A 17,969-nucleotide genomic window follows, 5' to 3' on the forward strand; every position below is an offset into this window, starting at 1 on the left:
GGGGGGGGGGGGGGGGCCCCCCCCGCGGCGCGGGGGGGGGGGGCGGGGGGGGGGGGGGGGGGGGGTGGGGGGGGGGGGGGGGCCGCCCGCGGCGCCCCCCCCCCCCCCCCCCGGCGGGTCGGTCCCGGTGGGTCAGTGTGCACACCTTCGGTGCCGCCGGCAGCGGTGCGATGCCGCGCAGCCCCGGCGCGCGCCCGCGCCGAGGAAGCCCAGCCCCATACCGAGCATCCAGGAGTCCTTGGCCAGTGGGACACCGTCCTGGGTCGGCCGCAGACTGCCCGGTTCACGCATGCCCGGCACCCGCAGGTACAGGCCGACCAGCCCGCCGGAGAACCCCGTGAGGGCCAGCCCGGCCAGCCTGGTCGGGACGAACGGGACCAGCAGGCTGCTGCCGACCGTGATCTCGGACCAGGCCAGCAGTCGGGTGAACCGGTCGGGCTCGAGCTTCTTGAGGAACGGGTAGGCGGTGCAGGCCATGCCGTGCAGGCCCTGCTGGGTCGCTTCGTCCGCCTTGAGCTTGCCCAGGCCGGAGTTGAGGATGAACGCGCCGGTGACGATGCGCGGCGGGAAGTCGCGCGGTTCGGACAGCGGCAGCATGGGTGCCTCCATGTGTCAGGTCGTGGGCCCCTGACCGAGCATAGCCAGCGGGCCTCCCGGTCGCGCGCAGAGAACGGCCGCCGGGGTGGGCCGGACGGACGCCGTTCGTGGGTGGCTCACGCGGCCCGACACGTACACCGTCGTCACCCACGGCCCCCGGGGCATCTCGCGCAGCACCCTCGACGACATCGAGCAGGACTCCACGCCCGAACTGCGGGCCGACGACCTCGTCGCGGCGTCCGCCGGCGGGGCAAAGGCCGTGGCGCCCATCGGCGAGCCGGTGATGACGAGGACGGGCCCCGTGCCGCGGACCTCGTAGTACAGGCTCCCGCCGGGAGCGCCGACCGTGTGGCTGGTGGTCATGGCAGACCGTCCTTCGCTGTGAGGTCGTCCGCGTTCGCGGTGACACCAGTGGGGACTGCGCGCGGCCGGAACTCATCGACCGCATTCGGGAGGGCGGGACAGACATCCGTACGGAGGCTCGGCCATACTGATCACGGCGGGAACGGAGAGGCGGCACAGTGGCCCAACAACTAACGGAATACGACGTCTTGGTGGTCGGCGGCAGCGGGGTGGACACGATCGTCCGCGTCGACGCCCTGCCGGTCCCGCTCGCCGACTCGGTGATGGTCGGCCCGATCGAGGAGTGGCCCGGTCACACCGGGGGCAATGTGGCTCTCGGCGCCCGTGCGCTGGGTCTGGACGTCGCGCTGCTCGACTGCATCGGCGACGACTGGACCGGTGCGCAGGTGCGCGAGCGGCTGGCCGCGGGCGATGTGGAGTTCCACCCGCTGATCTCGGCGGCGGGCACCCGCCGCGCGGTGAACCTGGTGGATGCGACGGGCCGGCGGATGTCGTTCTACGACGCCCGCGATCCGGAGGACCTGCGGATGCCGCGGGACTTCTACCTCCCCCGGCTGCGGCGCGCCCGCCATGTGCATCTGTCCATCATGAACTTCACGCGCTTCCTCTACGACGACATCGAGGCGCTCGGTGTCCCGGTCTCCACCGATCTGCACGACTGGGACGGACTGGCGGACCATCAGAGGGAGTTCGCGCTCCGGTCGGATCTCGTGTTCTTCAGTGCGGCGGCGACGGGTGACCGCACGCCCGCGCTGATGCGGAAGATCCTGAGCGAGGGCCGGGCCGCGACCGTGGTCGCCACGGCGGGGGCGGAGGGCTCCTACGTCCTCACCCGTGACGGCGGCCCGGACCCGCGCCATGTACCGGCGACCGTGCCACCCGCACCGGTGGTGGACAGCAATGGCGCGGGCGACGCGTTCGTCACCGGTTTCCTGTACGGGAGGCTCGACGGCCGGGACGCCCTCGGGTCCGCCCGTCTGGGCGCGGTGGCCGGCGCCTTCGCCTGTACGGCACCGGGCTCCACCGCCATGATCGGCCACGAGGCCCTGCTGGCGGCGGACAGCGGCTCGTAGCCGCTCCGCCACGCGCGGACGCGCCCCGGCGGGCCGGAGGATTACGGCCCGCCGGGGCGCTTGATCCGCCGGGGAAGTCCCGCTGCCGCGCCGCTACTTCAGGTAGGGGCCCGCGGTGCCGATCATGCCCGGGCCGTTCAGCACGTAGACGCGCATGTTGCCCTTGCCCGGGGCGGCGACGGTGAGCTTTCCGTCCGTGACGACCCGCGTGTCGCCGGTGACGGCGTCCTTGTACGTCCCGTTGGGGATCCCGGTGTACGAGGCTCCGCCCGTGACGGTCACGAGGGCGAAGCTGTCCGTCGTGCCGCTGGTGTAGCGGCGCTTGTACGCCATCTGGCCGGTGATGCCCTCGGTGGAGTACTGGCCCATCTGCAGGGCGGGCACGGCCCGGCGGATCCGGTTGAGCCTCTGCACGTGCTTGGCCAGCGGCTGGGACAGCGTGTTGGCCACCTCACCGGTGGCGGAGTCGACCTCGGAGAACTCCGAGGACGTGACGTTCCCGGCGAGGTGGTCGCCGTAGTAGGCCCGCCCTGTCGTGGCCAGCGGGCAGGTCGGACCGCAGTCGATCCTCTTGCCTGCCTGGAACTCGATCTCCGATCCGTAGTAGAGGGTGGGGATGCCGCGGAAGGTCCACATCAGGGCCATGTTCTCGGCCCAGGCGTCGGTGCCGCCCGTGTAGCGCTCGCTGCTCTTGTTGGGGCCGTAGTCGTGGCTGTCGACGTAGACGACGTTGTACGTGGCGTCGTTCGTCGAGTCGTCGGAGTCCTTGCCGTTGTTGTAGGCGTTCGTGGCATCACCGAAGTTCATGTGCATGCGCATGTCGATGATGTTCATGCCGGAGAACTTGCTGTGGTCGGGTTCGTGGTACGTGTTGCCGTTCAGGAACGCGTTGTCCGAGGTCGGCTGCGACCCGGTGCCGAGCTGCTCTTCGTAGTTGTACATCTCCAGCGCGGCCTTGGCGTCGTCGGCGTCGTACTCCTTGCGCTCCTTCCAGGTGAAGAACTGCGCGGAGTGGTTCACCGATCCGCGGTTCCACTTGTCGTTGACGAACGCGCCGACCTCGCCGAAGACCAGGAAGTTCTTCGCCGCCTCGGCACCGAACTGCTGGGTGACCCGCTCCTGGATCGCGGGCAGGAAGCGGCGGTTCCAGGTGGTGCGGGGGATGTGGACGGCGGTGTCGATGCGGAACCCGTCGACGCCCATGTCGATGTACTTGTTGTACGCGCCGATCAGGTAGTTCTGGACCGGTGCCGACTCGGTGTTGAAGTCGGCCAGGTCCTCGTGCAGCCAGCACGAGCGGGAGTCCTCGCCCTCCCAGTTGCCCAGCCAGCAGTTGTGGTAGTACTCCGTCGGGAACATTCCCGACGTCGGGTTGGGCCACTGGCAGTTGTAGATCCTGTAGCCCTCGGGCGAGGTGGCTCCGGTCGGCTTGCCCCAGTTGAGACAGGTGTTGCCCGCGGGCTCGGCGGTGGACCACAGGTCGCCGTTGTAGTACGACTTGCCGCTCTTGGGGTCGACGGTGAGTCCGTCGTACTCGAAGCCTTCGTTCTTCTCGTCGTAGTACCAGCTCCACTGGCTGTCCCGGACCCCGTAGACGGTCGGGGTGAACAGGCCCTTGGCGCCCCAGCGCGAGGAGTGGTTGTAGACGACGTCCTGGTAGATCTTGACGCCCTTGGCGTGGGCCGCGTTGATCAGGTCCTGGTACGAGGCTCCGGCGGACTCCAGGCGGGGGTCGACCTTGTAGAAGTCGTAGCCGTGATAGCCGTGGTAGTCGTAGTCGGACCGGTTCAGGACGACGGGGGTGATCCAGATGGCCGAGAAGCCGAGCCCCTTGATGTAGTCGAGCTTGTTGACCAGGCCCTTGAAGTCGCCCCGGAACATGGGGTCGTTGTTGGCGGCGTTGCCGGACTTCACGTCCTGGCTGCCACCCCGGTTGTTGCTCGCGTCCCCGTCGTTGAAGCGGGCGGTCAGGACGAAGTAGATCGGGTCCTTGCGGGGGTCGGTGCCCAGCGGTGTGCCCTGGGCGGCCGTCGGCGGCTTGACCCCCGTGGCCGCCTTCGCGGCGGTGGAGGCCGCGGAGGTGTTGCCCGCCGCGTCGACCGCCTTGACGGTGTAGGTGTAGGCGGTGTTCTCCTCCAGGTTCTGCTCGGAGAGCACGGTCGAGCTCACGTCGGTGACGACGCTGCCCTTGGTGCCGCCGGTCCGGGTGACCTGGTACTTGGTCACCTTCCTGTTGTCGGAGGAGGGCTCCCACGTGAGGACGACGGACACCCCGTCGGCCTTGGCCGTCACCGCGGTGGGCACGGTGGGCGCCTCGGTGTCCGGGGGTTCGGCGACGCACGGGTCCTTGGCGTCCTTGACGACCGTGCGGTCCTTCACGGTGCTGACACCCGCGGGGATCGTGTAGTTGCCGCCGTTGTTGTTGTCCCAGACCCCGTTGCCGTTGTTGAACACGGCCTGCATCGACGTGGCAGCGGCGAGGGCGACCGTCTTCTTCACCCAGCCGGTACAGGCGGGCTCCATGCCGACGCCGGGCACCGCGGTCCACGACCCGCCCGCAGGCTGGTAGTGCAGGTTGGTGGTGGTCCAGCCGACCGTGGCCGTCGAGTAGTACACCGAGGCGGTGTTGGCGCCCGGGTCGGTGGGGCTCGGGCTGGGGTCCGGGCCGGTTCCCCCGCACGGGTCGCTGTGGGCCACGACCCCGTCCTTGACGGTGACGTTCCCGCTGCCGAGGTCGTAGTTGTTGCCGGCGTTGTTGTCCCAGACGCCCGAGCCGTTGTTGAAGGTCGCCTTCAGCCCCTGAGCGGTGCCGAGCGGAACCGTCTTCTTGACCCAGTCGGTGCAGGCGGCGTCCATCGCCACACCGGGCACCGCGGTCCAGGAACCGCCGTCCGGCGCGTAATGCAGGTTGTAGGCGGTCCAGTTCTTCGTCTTGGTGTAGTAGAAGACGGTCGTGGAGGTCTCGGAGGCGGCGACGGGCTTCGCGTCGAGATCGGGGGTGCCCGGCAGCGCGGTGAACAGGCCGAGCACGGCGGCCGCGGCCGCAGCTGCCGCCAGGGGGCGTCTGAGCAGCCGGTGAGGGGTGTGTTTCATCGGTGTCTCCAGGGAAGGGCCACGGCGACGGCGAAGCCGTGGCGTCCAGGACGCAGGAGTCGGGGACCTGCGCCGTCCCGCCGGAAACCCTGACGCGCCTCAAGGCCCTGACGATGGGGGTGCGTTACGACTGAAATTCCAGCCGGAATATTGCTGCAATCTCTTGCAGCTGGGAAGTTACCGGCACATGACAAGACCGTAAAGGGGTTCGGCACCCCGCAGCGGGCCCTCCTCAAGCGGAAGGCAAAATTCCGGCCCGGTGGCCGCTCCTGCCGCCCTCGCCGCTCAGAGTCGTACGGTCAACTGTGCCTGCACATGGGCGCGCAGCACGCCCGCCATGTCCGTCGCGCAGCCGCTGAGAAGCCACTGCGTCTGGAGTCCGTCCATGAGCGCGATCAACTGCTGGGCCGCCTCACCGGGGGCGATCCCGTCCCGAAGGGCCCCGGCGTCGCGGGCTTCCGTATAGGAGACGGCGGTGGTCATGACCGAGTCGCGGTACCGCTCGACGAAGTAGGCGTGAGCCGGGTGATCGGCGGAGGTGGCCTCGGCGGCGAGTACGGTGAACAGCTCGACGATTCCCCGCCGTTCGGCGTTCAGTGCCGCGAGGCCGATCAGCCGGCGCAGGCGGTCCACTCCGGTCGGACCGCCGACGGACAGCCACCGACCGTCCACCTCGTCACGGTGTTCGAGGACCGCGAGCAGAAGTGACCCCTTCGTGGGGAAGTGGTGCAGCAGGCCCGGGTGCGAGATGCCGCAGCGGGTCGCGATCACGCGCAGCGAGGCACCCCGGTATCCGACCTCGCCGAACATGCTCATGGCCTGGTCGAGGATCTCCACACGCTTGGCCCGGCCCTTCGCGTAGCCACGACGCGCCTCACCCGTCACTCGCCACTCTCCCGGTCATGTCGAACGGCACTCCTGCGTACGGTCGCACACCCACATACTTACCACCCGGTCGGGATTCGGCGTACGGTGGTCCACAGAACGTCACCGGCGTTGTGAAAGGAAATCCCGTGGGCTCCTCCCTGCCCTATCTCGACCCCGCCCTCTCCGTCCCGGAGCGCGTCGCCGACCTGGTCGGCCGGATGACTCTGCCGGAGAAGGTCGGGCAGATGCTTCAACTGAACGCGAAGGACGGGGTGCGGCACCTCATCGAGGAGATGCACGCGGGATCGATCCTCCACGCCTCCCCCGACCGGGTCCTGGAGGCCGCCGCACTCACCGGGCGGACCCGGCTGCGGATCCCCCTGCTCGTCGCGGAGGACTGCATCCACGGTCACTCGTTCTGGGAGGGTGCGACGATCTACCCCACCCAGCTCGGCATGGCGGCGACCTGGGACCCGGAGCTGGTGGAGCGCATCGCCCGGGCGACGGCCGTCGAGGTGGCCGCGACCGGGGTCCACTGGACGTTCTCCCCGGTCCTGTGCATCACCCGGGACCTGCGCTGGGGCCGGGTCAGCGAGACGTTCGGGGAGGACCCCTTCCTCATCGGCGAGCTCGCCTCGGCGATGGTGCGCGGCTACCAGGGCGACGGTCTGGACGACCCGACGGCGGTCCTCGCGTGCGCCAAGCACTTCGCGGGGTACTCCGAGACCCAGGGCGGCCGGGACGCCAGCGAGGCCGACATCTCCCGGCGCAAGCTGCGCTCGTGGTTCCTGCCGCCGTTCGAGCGGGTCGCCCGCGAGGGCTGCCGGACGTTCATGCTCGGCTACCAGTCCATGGACGGAGTGCCGGTCACGGTCAACAACTGGCTGCTGAACGAGGTGCTGCGCGGCGAGTGGGGCTACACCGGAACGCTGGTGACCGACTGGGACAACGTCGGCCGCATGGTGTGGGAGCAGCACGTGTACGCCGAGCACGCGCAGGCTGCCGCCGCCGCGGTCCGCGCGGGCAACGACATGGTGATGACGACTCCGGCCTTCTTCGAAGGCGCGCAGGAGGCGGTCGCCGCCGGCACGCTCGACGAGGCGGAGGTCGACGCGGCGGTCCGTCGCATCCTCACCCTCAAGTTCGAACTGGGCCTGTTCGAGAATCCGCGCCACCCCGACCGCGACCGCCAGGCCGCGGTCATCGGGAGCGCGGACCATGCGGAGGTGAACCTCGAAGCGGCGCGCCGCTCGCTGGTGCTGCTGGCCAACGACGGGACGCTGCCGCTTGCGGGCGGGTTCGGGGCCGGTCCCAACGGCCGAGCGGTCGCGGGTGCCGGATCCGTGCCGCGCACGGTCGCCGTCATCGGTCCCAACGCCGACGACGCGCAGACCCAGCTCGGCGACTGGGCGGGCTCGTCCGGACAGGCGGACTGGCTGCCGGACGGTCATCCGCGCGCCATGATCCGTACCGTGCTGGACGGGTTCCGTGAGCACGTGCCGGACGGCTGGAGCGTCACGCACGCCCGGGGGGCCGACATCCTGACCGTGGGCCCGGACCCTGAGGGCGCCTTCTTCCCCGACGGGCAGCCGCGGCCGGAGATCGTCGTCCCTGCGGAGCCGTCCGAGGCCATGATCGCCGAGGCGGTCGCTGCTGCGGAGGCGGCCGACTACGTCGTCGCGGTCGTGGGCGACCGGATCGAACTCGTGGGTGAGGGCCGCTCCACGGCGACCCTGGAGCTGATCGGCGGCCAGGTCGCGCTGCTCGACGCGCTCGCCGCGACGGGCAAGCCGCTCGTCGTGGTGGTCATCAGCTCCAAGCCGCTCGTCCTGCCGCCGTCCGCCCACCGCGCCGCGGCGATCGTGCACGCGTTCAACCCCGGGATGCTCGGCGGCCGGGCCGTCGCAGAACTCGCGCTCGGAATCGTCGAGCCGTCCGGGCGGCTGCCCGTCTCCTTCGCGCGTCATGCGGGACAGCAGCCGACGTACTACAACCAGGTGCGCGGCCAGCACGGCACCCGCTACGCCGACCTGACGCAGCGTCCGGCGTTCGTCTTCGGCGAGGGCCTCAGCTACACGACGGTCACGTACACGGATCTGGAGGTGCTCACCGACGTCCTCGGCGCGGGTGACACGCTGAGGGCGCGTGTCACCGTCCGCAACGCCGGTGAGCGCCCCGTGCTGGAGACCGTGCAGGCGTACGTCAGTGACACGGTGACCTCCGTGACCTGGGCGGAGAAGGAGCTCAAGGCCTACCGCCAGGTGCCGCTGGCCCCCGGCGAGTCGCGCGACGTCGTCATCGAGCTGCCGGTCGCCGAGTGCAGCCTCGTGGACGCCGAGGGCAGGCGGATCGTGGAGCCGGGGGCGTTCGAGCTTCTGGTCGGTCCGTCGTCGCGCGACGCCGCCCTGCTGCGGGCGGGGTTCACAGTCAAGGGGTAGCCCAACCGGGGCCCGGCAGCGGCCCCGGAGCCGGGAGCACAGGATCACTGACCGGCGGCGCGGGCACGGTGCCTCACCGGGTCCGGGTCCTCAAACGGCCGGGCCCTCGTTCGCCGCGCCGTAGCGCAAAACCCTCCGCCGGCCGCACTCACTCCTGCGGACCCGGACGTTCACCGGCCGGGCCCGGAACTCCGGCGCCCGCACCGCTCTCCGCCTGCGTGCCCGCTTCCTCCCCCGCACCGGGCATCGCACCGTCTCCGCGCAGGCGTTCCAGGTCCGAAGGGCGCACCTGGATGACGATCAGGGCGATCAGCGCGGCGACGACGGCGAAGACCGCGGCGACGACGAACGCGGTGGAGACGCCCGATGCCAGGACCTGGTCTCCCCAGGTTCCCGGAAGCTGTCCGGTCCGGCGGAATTCGGCCAGTTGGGCCGGAGTCGCGTCCGCGAGGAACTTCGGCACCTGGTCGGTGGCCTCGTTGCGGCTGGCCGTGCCGAAGACCGTGACGAGGATGGAGAGGCCGAGCGATCCGCCGACCTGCTGGGTGGTGTTGAGGATGCCGGAAGCCGCGCCGGCCTCGTGCGGGGCCACCCCCGAGACGGCCATCAGCGTCAGCGAGACGAACTGCAGGCCCATACCGAGGCCGAACACCAGCACCGGGCCCAAGAGGCTTCCCAGGTACGAACTGTTGACGTCGGTCTGGGTCAGCCAGCCCAGCCCGACGGCTGCCAGGAGGGCGCCCGTCACCATGAAGGGTTTCGGACCCCACTTGGGAAGCAGCCGGGAGGCGATCCCGGCGCCCACCGCGATGATCACGCTGATGGGCAGGAAGGCTAGGCCCGTCCTCAGCGGACTGAAGTTCAGGATGTTCTGCACGAACAGGGTCAGGAAGAAGAACATGCCGAACATCGCGGCGGCCAGGCTCAGCATCATTCCGTACGTGCCGGCGCGGTTGCGGTCGCGGAACATCCACAGCGGTGTGATGGGCTGCCGCGACCGGCTCTCGATCCTGATGAACAGGGCCAGCAGCACCACGGCCGCGGCGAACGCCACCAGGGTCAGCGTGTTGCTCCAGCCCTTCTCGGAGGCGCGGATGAAGCCGTAGACGAGGCACACCATCCCGAGGGTCGCCGTCAGTGCGCCCACGACGTCGAAGTGGCCCGGATGCCGTTCGGACTCACGGATGTAGCGGCGTGTGGCAAGCACGATCACCAGACCGATGGGGACGTTCACGAAGAAGATCCACCGCCAGTCGAGCCACTCCACCAGCACGCCGCCCGCCAGCAGCCCGATGGCGCTGCCGCCCGCCGAGACGGCCGCGAACACACCGAACGCCCTGTTGCGCGCCGGGCCTTCGCGGAAGGTCGTGGTGATGAGCGAGAGGGCGGTGGGTGAGGCGATCGCGCCACCGACACCCTGCAGGGAGCGGGCGGCGAGCAGTTGCCACGATTCCTGGGAGAGCCCGCCTAGCAGGGAGGCGAAGACGAAGAGGGCGACGCCGAACATGAAGACTCTGCGGCGCCCCAGGATGTCGCCCAGCCGCCCGCCCAGCAGGAGGAGCCCGCCGAAGGTGAGCGTGTAGGCGTTGATGACCCAGGACAGGTTCTCGGTCGAGAAGCCCAGCGAGGTCTGGATGTGCGGCAGCGCGATGTTCACGATGGTGATGTCGAGAACCACCATCAACTGGCACGAGCAGATGACGAGTAGGGCGATCCCGCTGCCTCGTCCCTTCTTCGGGGATTCGGCAGCCTGCCGGGGTGTCGCGTGGGAGCCCGTCATGGGTTGTCTGCTTGCCACTCAAGCCGTCAGTGAACGCAGTCGCTCACTCACCCGACGGTAGACCTGCCCGCGGGCCACCGCCAATCGGGTGACCGAAGCCCGGGCCGCAGCACGCGCTCATGCGAGTGCTCCAGTCTTCTGCGTCCGGACGGCACGGGTGGCCGGAGGTACGGGTTCGGGCGCCGCCGCCAGCAGGGCGCGGGTGTACGGGTCGCGGGGGTGCTCGCAGACCTCGTCCGCGCTGCCGGTCTCCACGATCCGGCCCTGGTGCATGACCGCGATGCGGTGGCTGACCTGCCGGACGACGGCGAGGTCGTGGGCGATGAAGACGAGGGCGAGACCGAGGTCGCGCTGGAGGTCGGTGAGCAGTCCGACGATCTGGGCCTGGACGGACACGTCGAGCGCGGAGACGGGTTCGTCGCAGATGAGGACGGAGGGCTCCGGGGCGAGTGCCCGCGCGATGCCGATGCGCTGGCGCTGGCCGCCGGAGAAGGCGCGCGGAGGCCGGTCGGCCACTGCCGGGTCCAGGCCGGCCCGGCACAGCAGTTCCGCCACCCGCTCCTGCCGTTGGTCCCGGTCGCCGAGGCCGAAGGCGATCAGGGGTTCGGCGACGATCTCGCCGACCGTCATGCGGGGGTTGAGCGAGGCGTACGGGTCCTGGAACACCATCTGGACCTGCCGGCGGACGGCGTGCAGGGCGCTCCGCGAAGGCCGGGTGATGTCCTCGCCGCGCAGCCGGATGCTGCCGGCGTCGGCGGAGTGGGCGTGCGCCAGCACGCGGGCGAGGGTGGACTTCCCGGAGCCGGACTCCCCGACGATGCCGAGGGTCTCCCCTGCCGCCAGGGTCAGCGACACCCCGTCGAGCGCGGGGGCCCCGTGCCGCCGGCCTCGCACCTTGTACGTCTTGCGCAGTCCGTCGGCCTCCAGCACTACGGCTCCGGGGACGGGGCGGTCGATGCGGGTTGGCGGGGCGGGCGCGGGCAGGGGCTCGGTGCGGTCCGCGGCGGGCAGGCAGGCCACGTGCACGCCGCCCGCCGACCGGGTGAGCGGAGGCGTTGCGGTGCGGCAGCGGTCCTCGACGAGCGTGCAGCGGTCGGCGAAGGCGCAGCCGTCCCCGAGCAGGGTGAGGTCGGGCGGGCTGCCGGGGATGCCGGTGAGCCGGGTGCCGGACGGGCTGGAGAGGCGGGGCACTGCGGCGAGGAGCCCCGCGGTGTACGGGTGGCGGGGGCGGGTGAGCACCTCGGCGGTGGGCCCGTCCTCGACGACCGTGCCGCCGTACATGACCAGGACCCGCTCGCACGCGCGGGCGACGACGCCCATGTTGTGCGTGATGAGGACCAGGGCGGTGCCGGTCTCCCGGTTGAGGTCGGCGAGCAGGGTGAGGATCTGGTCCTGGACGGTGGCGTCCAACGCGGTCGTCGGTTCGTCGGCGAGCAGGATGTCGGGTTCGCCCGCGAGGGCCATGGCGATGAGGATGCGCTGGCGCTGGCCGCCGGAGAACTGGTGCGGGTGGTCGTCGGAGCGCCGGTGCGGCTCCGGGATGCCGACCCGGTCCAGGAGTTCGACGGTACGGGCCCTGCGAGCGGCCTTGTCCCGGTTGCCGTGCGCGCGGAGCACCTCGTCGATGTGGCGGCCGGCCGTCAGGACGGGGTTCAGGGCCGTCATCGGGTCCTGGAAGATCATGCCGATGCGGGCCCCGCGCACGGCGCGCAGCTCCTGCTCGGTGGCAGCCGCCAGGTCCTGGCCGTCCAGCCGGACCGTGCCGGTGGTGACACGGCCGGTGCCCGGCAGCATCCGGGTCAGGGCGAGAGCGGTGGTGGACTTGCCGGAGCCGGACTCGCCGACGACGGCCAGGGTTTCGCCCCGCCTCAGGGTGAACGAGACGCCACGGACGGCGCGAAGCGCCGAGCCGCCGGGGGCGGTGAACTCGACGCCGAGGTCGCGGACCTGAAGCAGTTCCTGGGCGGTCATCGGCGTATCTCCCGGTTGAGCGCCTCGGCGATGAGCGAGAGTCCGAGGACGAGCGCGGTCACGGTGATCAGGGGGCCCGCGGCGAAGTTCGGGGCCTGGGCGAGATAGGGCATGGACTGGCTCAGTACGGCTCCGAGGGTGGGTTCCGGCGGCCGTACGCCGACGCCGAGGAAACTCATCGCGCCCTCGATGAAGACGGCGACGGTCAGGGAGACGGCGATCTGGACGATGAGCGGGTCGGCCGCGTTGGGCAGGATGTGCCGGACCAGCACCCGGGGGCCGGAGCTGCCGCCGACCCGGGCGGCGGTCACGTACTCCCGCTCCCGCTGGACGAGGATCCCGCCCCGCAGCAGCCGTCCGAACGCCGGGATCTCCGCGAGTGCGATGACCAGGACGACGGGAAGGCGGCCGGGGCCCAGGATCGCGGTGACGGCTAGCGCGAGGATCAGGCCCGGAAAGGCGAGAAGGAGGTCGAAGATCCGTTGGACGACGGTGTCGGCCACCGGGTGCGCGGCCGCGACGAGGGCGAACAGGCAGCCGAGGCCGGCGCCGAGGGGGACGGCGATCGCGATGATGCCGAGGTCGGTCCTGATGCCGTGGAGGACCCGGCTGAGCAGGTCCCGTCCGAGGTCGTCGGTGCCCAGCGGATGCCCCGGGGAGCCCAGGGCGGCGAGGCTCTGACCACTCTGGTCGGTGGGCCCGTGCCCGGCGAGGATCGGTGCGAGCAGCCCGGCGAGGATCACCGCGCCGACGAGGACGAGGCCGGTGCGGGCGCGTGCGGTGGACAGGGCGTTGCGGTAGGGGTGGCGGCTGCGGGCCCGGCCGCGCGCTTTGCGGGGGGCCGGGGGCGGGCCTGCGGTGAGCAGGTCGGTCGTCGAGGTCATCAGGGTTACTCCCACCTGATCCGGGGGTCGAGCCATGCGTACACGAGGTCCGTGAGCAGCTGGACGAGGACGAAGACGGCGACCAGGAGCAGCAGGAGGTCCTGGACGACCGGGTAGTCCCGGCGCTGGAGACCCTGTTCGGCGAGCTGGCCGAGGCCCGGCCAGGCGAAGATCGCCTCGACGAGCACGGCGCCGCCGAGCAGGTGCCCCACCTGCATGCCGAGCAGGGTGACGACGGGCGGGAGGGCGTTCGGCAGGGCGTGGCGCCACAGCAGCCGGCGCGGTGCGACTCCGGCGGCGGTCGCGGTGCGGATGTAGTCCTCGGCGAGCCCTCTTTCGATGCCGTCCTTGAGGTAGCGGCCGAGTACGGCGGCGCTGGGCAGGGCCAGGCAGAGGGCGGGCAGCAGCAGGTACTGCGCGGCGAGGTCGGGCGCGGTCACGAAGGCGACCCGCCCGCCCGGGGGCAGCACGCCGAGGATCACGGCGAACAGCAGCACGAGCAGGACTCCGCTGACGAAGGGCGGCACGGCCAGGGCGGCCGTCGTGGTCACCCGGACCGCGGTGCGGATCCAACGGCTGCGGGAGGTGGCCCCGAGCACGCCGAAGGCCGTCCCGAGCAGGACGACGAACAGGAGTGCGGCCACGGTGAGTTCGGTGGTGGCGCCGAGCCCGTCCCCGATCAGGTCGGCGGTCTGCCCGCCGATCGCGTACGAGGCTCCGAGGTCGCCCGTGAGCAGCGAGCCGATCCAGTGGACGTACTGGGAGAGGAGCGGCGCGTCGAGGCCGAGCCGGTCCCGGATCGCGGCGACGGTCGCCACGTCGGCGTCCGGGCCCGCGAGTGTGGTGGCGGGGTCACCGGGGACGAGCCGCAGGATGGTGAAGATCAGGAAGGAGGCGGCGAGCAGGACGAGGAGGGCCGACGGCAGCCGTCGTATCAGGTAGCTGCGCATGTCAGACCAGGTAGGCGTTGTCGAGGTTGAGGTACGAGAACTTGTTCACGGTGACGCCGTGCAGCCGGTCGGCGGCGACCTGGACCTGTCCGCGGACGACGAGGTCGATGAGGAACGCCTCGTCGAGCAGGATGGTGGAGATCTTCTCGTGCTGGGCGTTGGCCGTCGCCGCGCTCGTCTCGGGCTTGGTCCAGGCATCCTGCACGACCGCGGTGTACGCGGCCGAGCGGTACTTGGAGGTGTTCTTCGCCTCGTTGAACGGATAGGCGCTCACCGCGAGGGTGGAGGGCTGGACCTGGGCGAAGCCGTGCCCCATGGTCCACAGGGCCGGCATGTCCTGGGAGATCAGCTTCTTCTGCCCGGTGGCCGGGTCGGTGGGCTGGAGTGTGACGTGGACGCCGACCTGCTTGAGGTCGTACTGGAGCGATTCGGCGATCGCCGTGTCACCAGGCAACGCGAGGTGCAGCAGTGGCAGTTCCAGCTTGCTGTGCCCGGCGGACTTCAGCAGCTCCCGCGCCTTGGCGGGGTTGTGGGAGTAGTGGGTGCGGTGCGCCTCGGTGAAGGCGGGCGAGGACTTGGGCCAGGGAGCGGCGGAGGCGAGGCCGTAGCCGCCGAGGGTCTGCGCGAGCAGCCGGTCGCGGTCGACGGCCCAGGCGAGGGCCTGGCGTACGGTCCGGTCGTTCAGCGGGGCGATGGTGGTGTTGACCCCGAGGTAGACCGCGCCTCCGCCCGTGTCGTAGTCGCTGATGGTGAGGTGCGGATCGCTCTTGACCACGCCGAGGCTCTTGCCGGGCACGTTGAAGGAGAGCTGGGACTGGCCGGAGCGCAGCGACGAGATCAGCGCGTCGGCCTGCGGTATGACGCGCAGTTCGACACCGTCGAGGTAGGGGCGGCCGGCCTGCCAGTACGTGTCGTTCCGGGCGAGGCTCAGACCGGAGCCGGGGCTCCACTTCTTCAGTCTGAACGGGCCGGTGCCGATGAGCTTCTTCCCGGTGACGGCGTCCCCGACCGTCTCCGAATCGGCGATGATCATGAACTCGAACAGGTCGAAGAGGTTGTTGACCGGATGCGCCAGCTTCAGCACGAGTTCGTGGTCGCCGCGCTTCTCGAATCCGGTGATCGTGGCGGCCGTGGCGCGCAACTGGGCGGATCGCACAGGCTTCTGCAGGTTCTTCACGGCGAAGATCACGTCGTCGGCGGTGAACTTACGACCGTTGTGGAACGTCACGTCGTCACGCAGCCGCAGCGTGATGCTGCGCCCGTCCTTGGCGTACGTCCAGGAGCGGGCAAGCTCCGGCTTCGGGCTGAGCCGGTCGTCGTAGCGGGTCAGGGTGTTGTAGATCAGCCGGTGCTGGAGGGACTGCCCGCTCTGCGAGAACAGCAGGGCGGGCGTGAAGTCGCTGTTGACCGCGACGTTGAGCACACCGCCGCGTTTGGGTGCGGCGCTCGCGCCCTGCGGGGCGGACGAGGCGTCCGACACCGCCGAGCGGCAGCCCGCCAGGCCCAGTCCGAGAAGCAGGGCGCCGCCTCCCGCGGCGCGCAGTGTCGAGCGCCGGGAGGGTCCGGGGGGCGTGAGGGAGTACAGCTCGGTCATCGAAGCCTGCCTGTGACGGTGAGGGACGGTGAAGGGAGGGAGCTGCCGGATGCCGACGAATTCGTTCCGCTGCGGGAGGAATTGAAGGAGGAGGAGGAGGTCACACGGCTTGAAGCGCGCACCGTTCGGAGGCACTTCGAAGACGTACGGAATCGGCACCGGCAGCGGGAGAGGGGGCCTGCCCCCGTGCGGGGAGGGCAGAGGTGCGGCGCACTACGTCGTCACGCGGTGCCGGACCTCGGGTAATCAGCTCCGGACGGGAGAGTCGTACCACCGGTGAGGTGTCAGCGAGGCACGGCGAACACCCGGGAAGGGCCGGCGGGAGAGGCGGTCCGGGTCAGTTGTGGACGGCACAGACCGCGCTGGCCTGTCGACAGAGGTCGACGTGCCTGCGGGAGATGAGGCGCATGTCCGGGTTCACGGGAGCAATATGACAGTGGCGTCGCCGGACGGTCAACCCGGTCTGTCCGCATCCTGACACGCGGCCCCCTCCCGTCCTCTGCGAGCGGCTGGGGCCTTTCGTTTGGATCAGGCCGGATCAGGGAGCGGGGTCCGGTGCGTGCAGCTGCAGGGCGGAGGAGGGAGTCACTGCGGAGCATTGGCGACCGACGACAACGCCGCAGGTGTGCGCACCGGACCCGCGAGCCCGGCATGGTCCAAACGAAAGGCCCTAGCAGGGGAACGCTGTCAGCGGGCTCCTGAACAGCGGGTTCAGCAGGATGGTTCCTGCGGCGACGGGGATGACGGCCGTCCCGGCATGCGGACTGACGATCCTTTCGGGGTCCCGGCAGACATGGGAACGGTCCACCGCCGCGCCCCGGATCTCCTCCAGGTATTCCGGATTGACCAGGCTGGAGTGCTCGGTGACCACGACCAGATCGGGGTTGAGGACGTCCAGGAGCAGGGCCGCCGCCCGGCCGACCGCGCGGGCCCGCTCACGCAGCAGCCGGTCCGCGCGCCGGTCGCCGGCCGCCGCGGCGTCCACCACCAGGAACGCGTCCGGCTCGGGCACGATCCCGCGCCGCACGGCGGTCTGCGCGACGGCCGTGTTGGAGGCGGTCGCCTCCAGGCATCCGGACCGCCCGCAGGGGCAGGGGGCCGTGGAATCCGGGACGGGCAGATGCGCCACGTCACCGGCCCCCGACCCCGGGCCCTGATGGACCACGCCGGCGATACCGAGGGCCGCGTCGACCACGTTGCCGATGAACAGGTGTACCAGGCTGCGGCGTGCCTCGGGCCGGCCGAAGAGGATCTCGGACTGGGCGACGGCCCGGGCGTGGTTGTCGATCCGCACCTCGAGTCCGCCCAGGCTACGGGCGAGTTCGGCGGCCAGCGGCCGCTGATGCCAGCCGAGCGCGTCATGCCGCACGGCCGTCCCGGTGGCCGGGTCCACCCAGCCGCCGAGGGCCGCGCCCACACCCAGCAGGCGCCGGCCGCTGCCCACGTCACCGAGGAACGCGCGCAGACCCTGAGCGATCCGCAGCGGCAGCTCCCCGGGCGGAATGCCGTCGTACGGGAGGGCGCGGCGGGCCAGCAGCCGTCCGCGCAGGTCCACGAGGCCGAACGTCGAACCGGGCACACCGATGTGGACTCCGGCCGCCACCGGTCCGCCGCTCTCCCCGGTGTGCAGATCGACCGGGATCTGGGGTCTGCCGACTCCGCTGCTCGCCACCAGCTCGGGCAACTCCCTTACGAGGCCGAGGCCCACGAGGTCGGTGCACTGACGGGACACCGCGGCCGGACTCAGCCCGGAGAGATCGGCGATGGTCCGGCGCGCGACCGGCCCGTGGTCGAGAACGGTGCGCAGCACCGTGGCGGCGTTCGCCTCGCGGCGGCCGTCACCGGTCGCCCGGAAGAGGTGGGGGGCAGCTGTCATGGGCCTTCCTCAGGTCGTGCGACACGGGACCGGTCGCAACGTAACGGCGGCATGAAATCGTCTCCGGGTTCGCACCAGGTGCCGGGGCAGGGCGTGAGACTCCTCCGGACCGGCAGGGAAAACCGCAGTTCAGAGGCAGTTTTGCAGGGCCTTCACGGAGGGCGCGCAGGCCCCGCGCAGGCGCCGATTGAACCACTGCCCGGCGCCCTGCGGGACACCTACGGGCGCTTGACGTACGACGCGGGGCGCTGCGAGTCTCCGGAACATGTTCGCGACGGCCGTTACCGATGCGCGGCCCGCCCGCGCCGGCCGCACCGCAATGCCGGCCGCGTGTCCGGGCCGCTGTACCGCCGCCTGACCAGGCTGCCCCGCACCGCACGTCGGACGGCTCATCACCCACACTCCGCTCCCGGACAGCACTGCGTCCGTCGGTGAACGCCACACGCCCGCATTACTTCCGCTCCCGAATTAATCGCTGACCGG

General features: G+C 70.9%; 13 protein-coding genes. 3 read left to right on the forward strand and 10 right to left on the reverse strand.

Annotated features, from left to right (window positions below; translation table 11 throughout):
- Positions 1-132: 132 nt before the first annotated feature.
- Positions 133-597 (reverse strand): hypothetical protein, encoded by a 465-nt coding sequence (locus ACIBJG_RS18410; RefSeq protein ID WP_399308566.1) that lies wholly within the window; start codon positions 595-597, stop codon positions 133-135.
- 85 nt (positions 598-682) lie between these two features.
- Here ACIBJG_RS18410 and ACIBJG_RS18415 point away from each other — a divergent pair, with 85 nt between their 5' ends.
- Both ACIBJG_RS18415 and ACIBJG_RS18420 read left to right on the forward strand, forming a co-directional pair.
- On the forward strand, positions 683-916 hold the full coding sequence (locus tag ACIBJG_RS18415) for a hypothetical protein (protein WP_399308567.1): 234 nt from the start codon (positions 683-685) through the stop codon (positions 914-916).
- A 232-nt stretch (positions 917-1,148) separates the two neighbouring features.
- Positions 1,149-2,033, forward strand: a complete 885-nt coding sequence (locus ACIBJG_RS18420) for a carbohydrate kinase family protein (RefSeq protein WP_399308864.1) — start codon at positions 1,149-1,151, stop codon at positions 2,031-2,033.
- A gap of 93 nt (positions 2,034-2,126) precedes the next feature.
- On the opposite strand, the gene ACIBJG_RS18425 is transcribed toward ACIBJG_RS18420, so the two are convergent.
- Together ACIBJG_RS18425 and ACIBJG_RS18430 are read right to left on the reverse strand one after the other, a co-directional pair.
- Entirely contained in the window at positions 2,127-5,126 is a 3,000-nt protein-coding gene (locus tag ACIBJG_RS18425) for a carbohydrate binding domain-containing protein (protein WP_399308568.1), read from the reverse strand.
- Between the two features lie 285 nt (positions 5,127-5,411).
- Positions 5,412-6,011: a TetR/AcrR family transcriptional regulator gene (locus ACIBJG_RS18430; RefSeq protein WP_399308569.1), complete on the reverse strand. Its 600-nt coding sequence runs from the start codon at positions 6,009-6,011 to the stop codon at positions 5,412-5,414.
- A gap of 128 nt (positions 6,012-6,139) precedes the next feature.
- On the opposite strand from ACIBJG_RS18430, the gene ACIBJG_RS18435 reads away from it, so the two are divergent.
- On the forward strand, positions 6,140-8,431 hold the full coding sequence (locus ACIBJG_RS18435) for a glycoside hydrolase family 3 N-terminal domain-containing protein (protein WP_399308570.1): 2,292 nt from the start codon (positions 6,140-6,142) through the stop codon (positions 8,429-8,431).
- 148 nt (positions 8,432-8,579) lie between these two features.
- Here the strand turns inward: ACIBJG_RS18435 and ACIBJG_RS18440 are convergent, their stop codons facing one another.
- The 7 genes from ACIBJG_RS18440 to ACIBJG_RS18470 form a co-directional block, all read right to left on the reverse strand.
- On the reverse strand, positions 8,580-10,211 hold the full coding sequence (locus ACIBJG_RS18440) for an MFS transporter (RefSeq protein WP_399308571.1): 1,632 nt from the start codon (positions 10,209-10,211) through the stop codon (positions 8,580-8,582).
- A 117-nt stretch (positions 10,212-10,328) separates the two neighbouring features.
- Positions 10,329-12,182 carry an ABC transporter ATP-binding protein gene (locus ACIBJG_RS18445; protein WP_399308572.1) on the reverse strand — a complete coding sequence of 618 codons (1,854 nt, stop codon included), beginning with the start codon at positions 12,180-12,182 and terminating at the stop codon, positions 10,329-10,331.
- Positions 12,179-13,066, reverse strand: coding sequence for an ABC transporter permease (locus ACIBJG_RS18450; protein WP_399308573.1), 888 nt, complete (start codon positions 13,064-13,066; stop codon positions 12,179-12,181). Before ACIBJG_RS18450 ends, ACIBJG_RS18445 begins: the two co-directional genes overlap by 4 nt.
- 5 nt (positions 13,067-13,071) lie before the next feature.
- Complete coding sequence (locus tag ACIBJG_RS18455) at positions 13,072-14,016, reverse strand: ABC transporter permease (RefSeq protein WP_399308574.1); 945 nt, start codon at positions 14,014-14,016, stop codon at positions 13,072-13,074.
- A 1-nt stretch (position 14,017) separates the two neighbouring features.
- The gene (locus ACIBJG_RS18460) at positions 14,018-15,610 is read right to left on the reverse strand and encodes an ABC transporter substrate-binding protein (RefSeq protein WP_399308575.1); all 1,593 of its coding nucleotides are present in this window, start codon (positions 15,608-15,610) and stop codon (positions 14,018-14,020) included.
- Between the two features lie 337 nt (positions 15,611-15,947).
- Positions 15,948-16,019, reverse strand: a complete 72-nt coding sequence (locus ACIBJG_RS18465) for a putative leader peptide (RefSeq protein ID WP_359142836.1) — start codon at positions 16,017-16,019, stop codon at positions 15,948-15,950.
- Between the two features lie 261 nt (positions 16,020-16,280).
- Positions 16,281-17,486 carry an ROK family protein gene (locus ACIBJG_RS18470; RefSeq protein WP_399308576.1) on the reverse strand — a complete coding sequence of 402 codons (1,206 nt, stop codon included), beginning with the start codon at positions 17,484-17,486 and terminating at the stop codon, positions 16,281-16,283.
- Positions 17,487-17,969: the final 483 nt, after the last annotated feature.

This window comes from Streptomyces sp. NPDC050422, assembly GCF_044458665.1.
In the GTDB taxonomy this organism is placed as follows: domain Bacteria; phylum Actinomycetota; class Actinomycetes; order Streptomycetales; family Streptomycetaceae; genus Streptomyces.

Bases quoted from the DNA above. Each gene is read 5' to 3' on its own strand.
- ACIBJG_RS18410 (WP_399308566.1), bottom strand. From the start codon at position 597: ATGCTGCCGCTGTCCGAACCGCGCGACTTCCCGCCGCGCATCGTCACC.
- ACIBJG_RS18425 (WP_399308568.1), bottom strand. From the start codon at position 5,126: ATGAAACACACCCCTCACCGGCTGCTCAGACGCCCCCTGGCGGCAGCT.
- ACIBJG_RS18440 (WP_399308571.1), bottom strand. From the start codon at position 10,211: ATGACGGGCTCCCACGCGACACCCCGGCAGGCTGCCGAATCCCCGAAG.
- ACIBJG_RS18445 (WP_399308572.1), bottom strand. From the start codon at position 12,182: ATGACCGCCCAGGAACTGCTTCAGGTCCGCGACCTCGGCGTCGAGTTC.
- ACIBJG_RS18450 (WP_399308573.1), bottom strand. From the start codon at position 13,066: ATGACCTCGACGACCGACCTGCTCACCGCAGGCCCGCCCCCGGCCCCC.
- ACIBJG_RS18455 (WP_399308574.1), bottom strand. From the start codon at position 14,016: ATGCGCAGCTACCTGATACGACGGCTGCCGTCGGCCCTCCTCGTCCTG.
- ACIBJG_RS18460 (WP_399308575.1), bottom strand. From the start codon at position 15,610: ATGACCGAGCTGTACTCCCTCACGCCCCCCGGACCCTCCCGGCGCTCG.
- ACIBJG_RS18470 (WP_399308576.1), bottom strand. From the start codon at position 17,486: ATGACAGCTGCCCCCCACCTCTTCCGGGCGACCGGTGACGGCCGCCGC.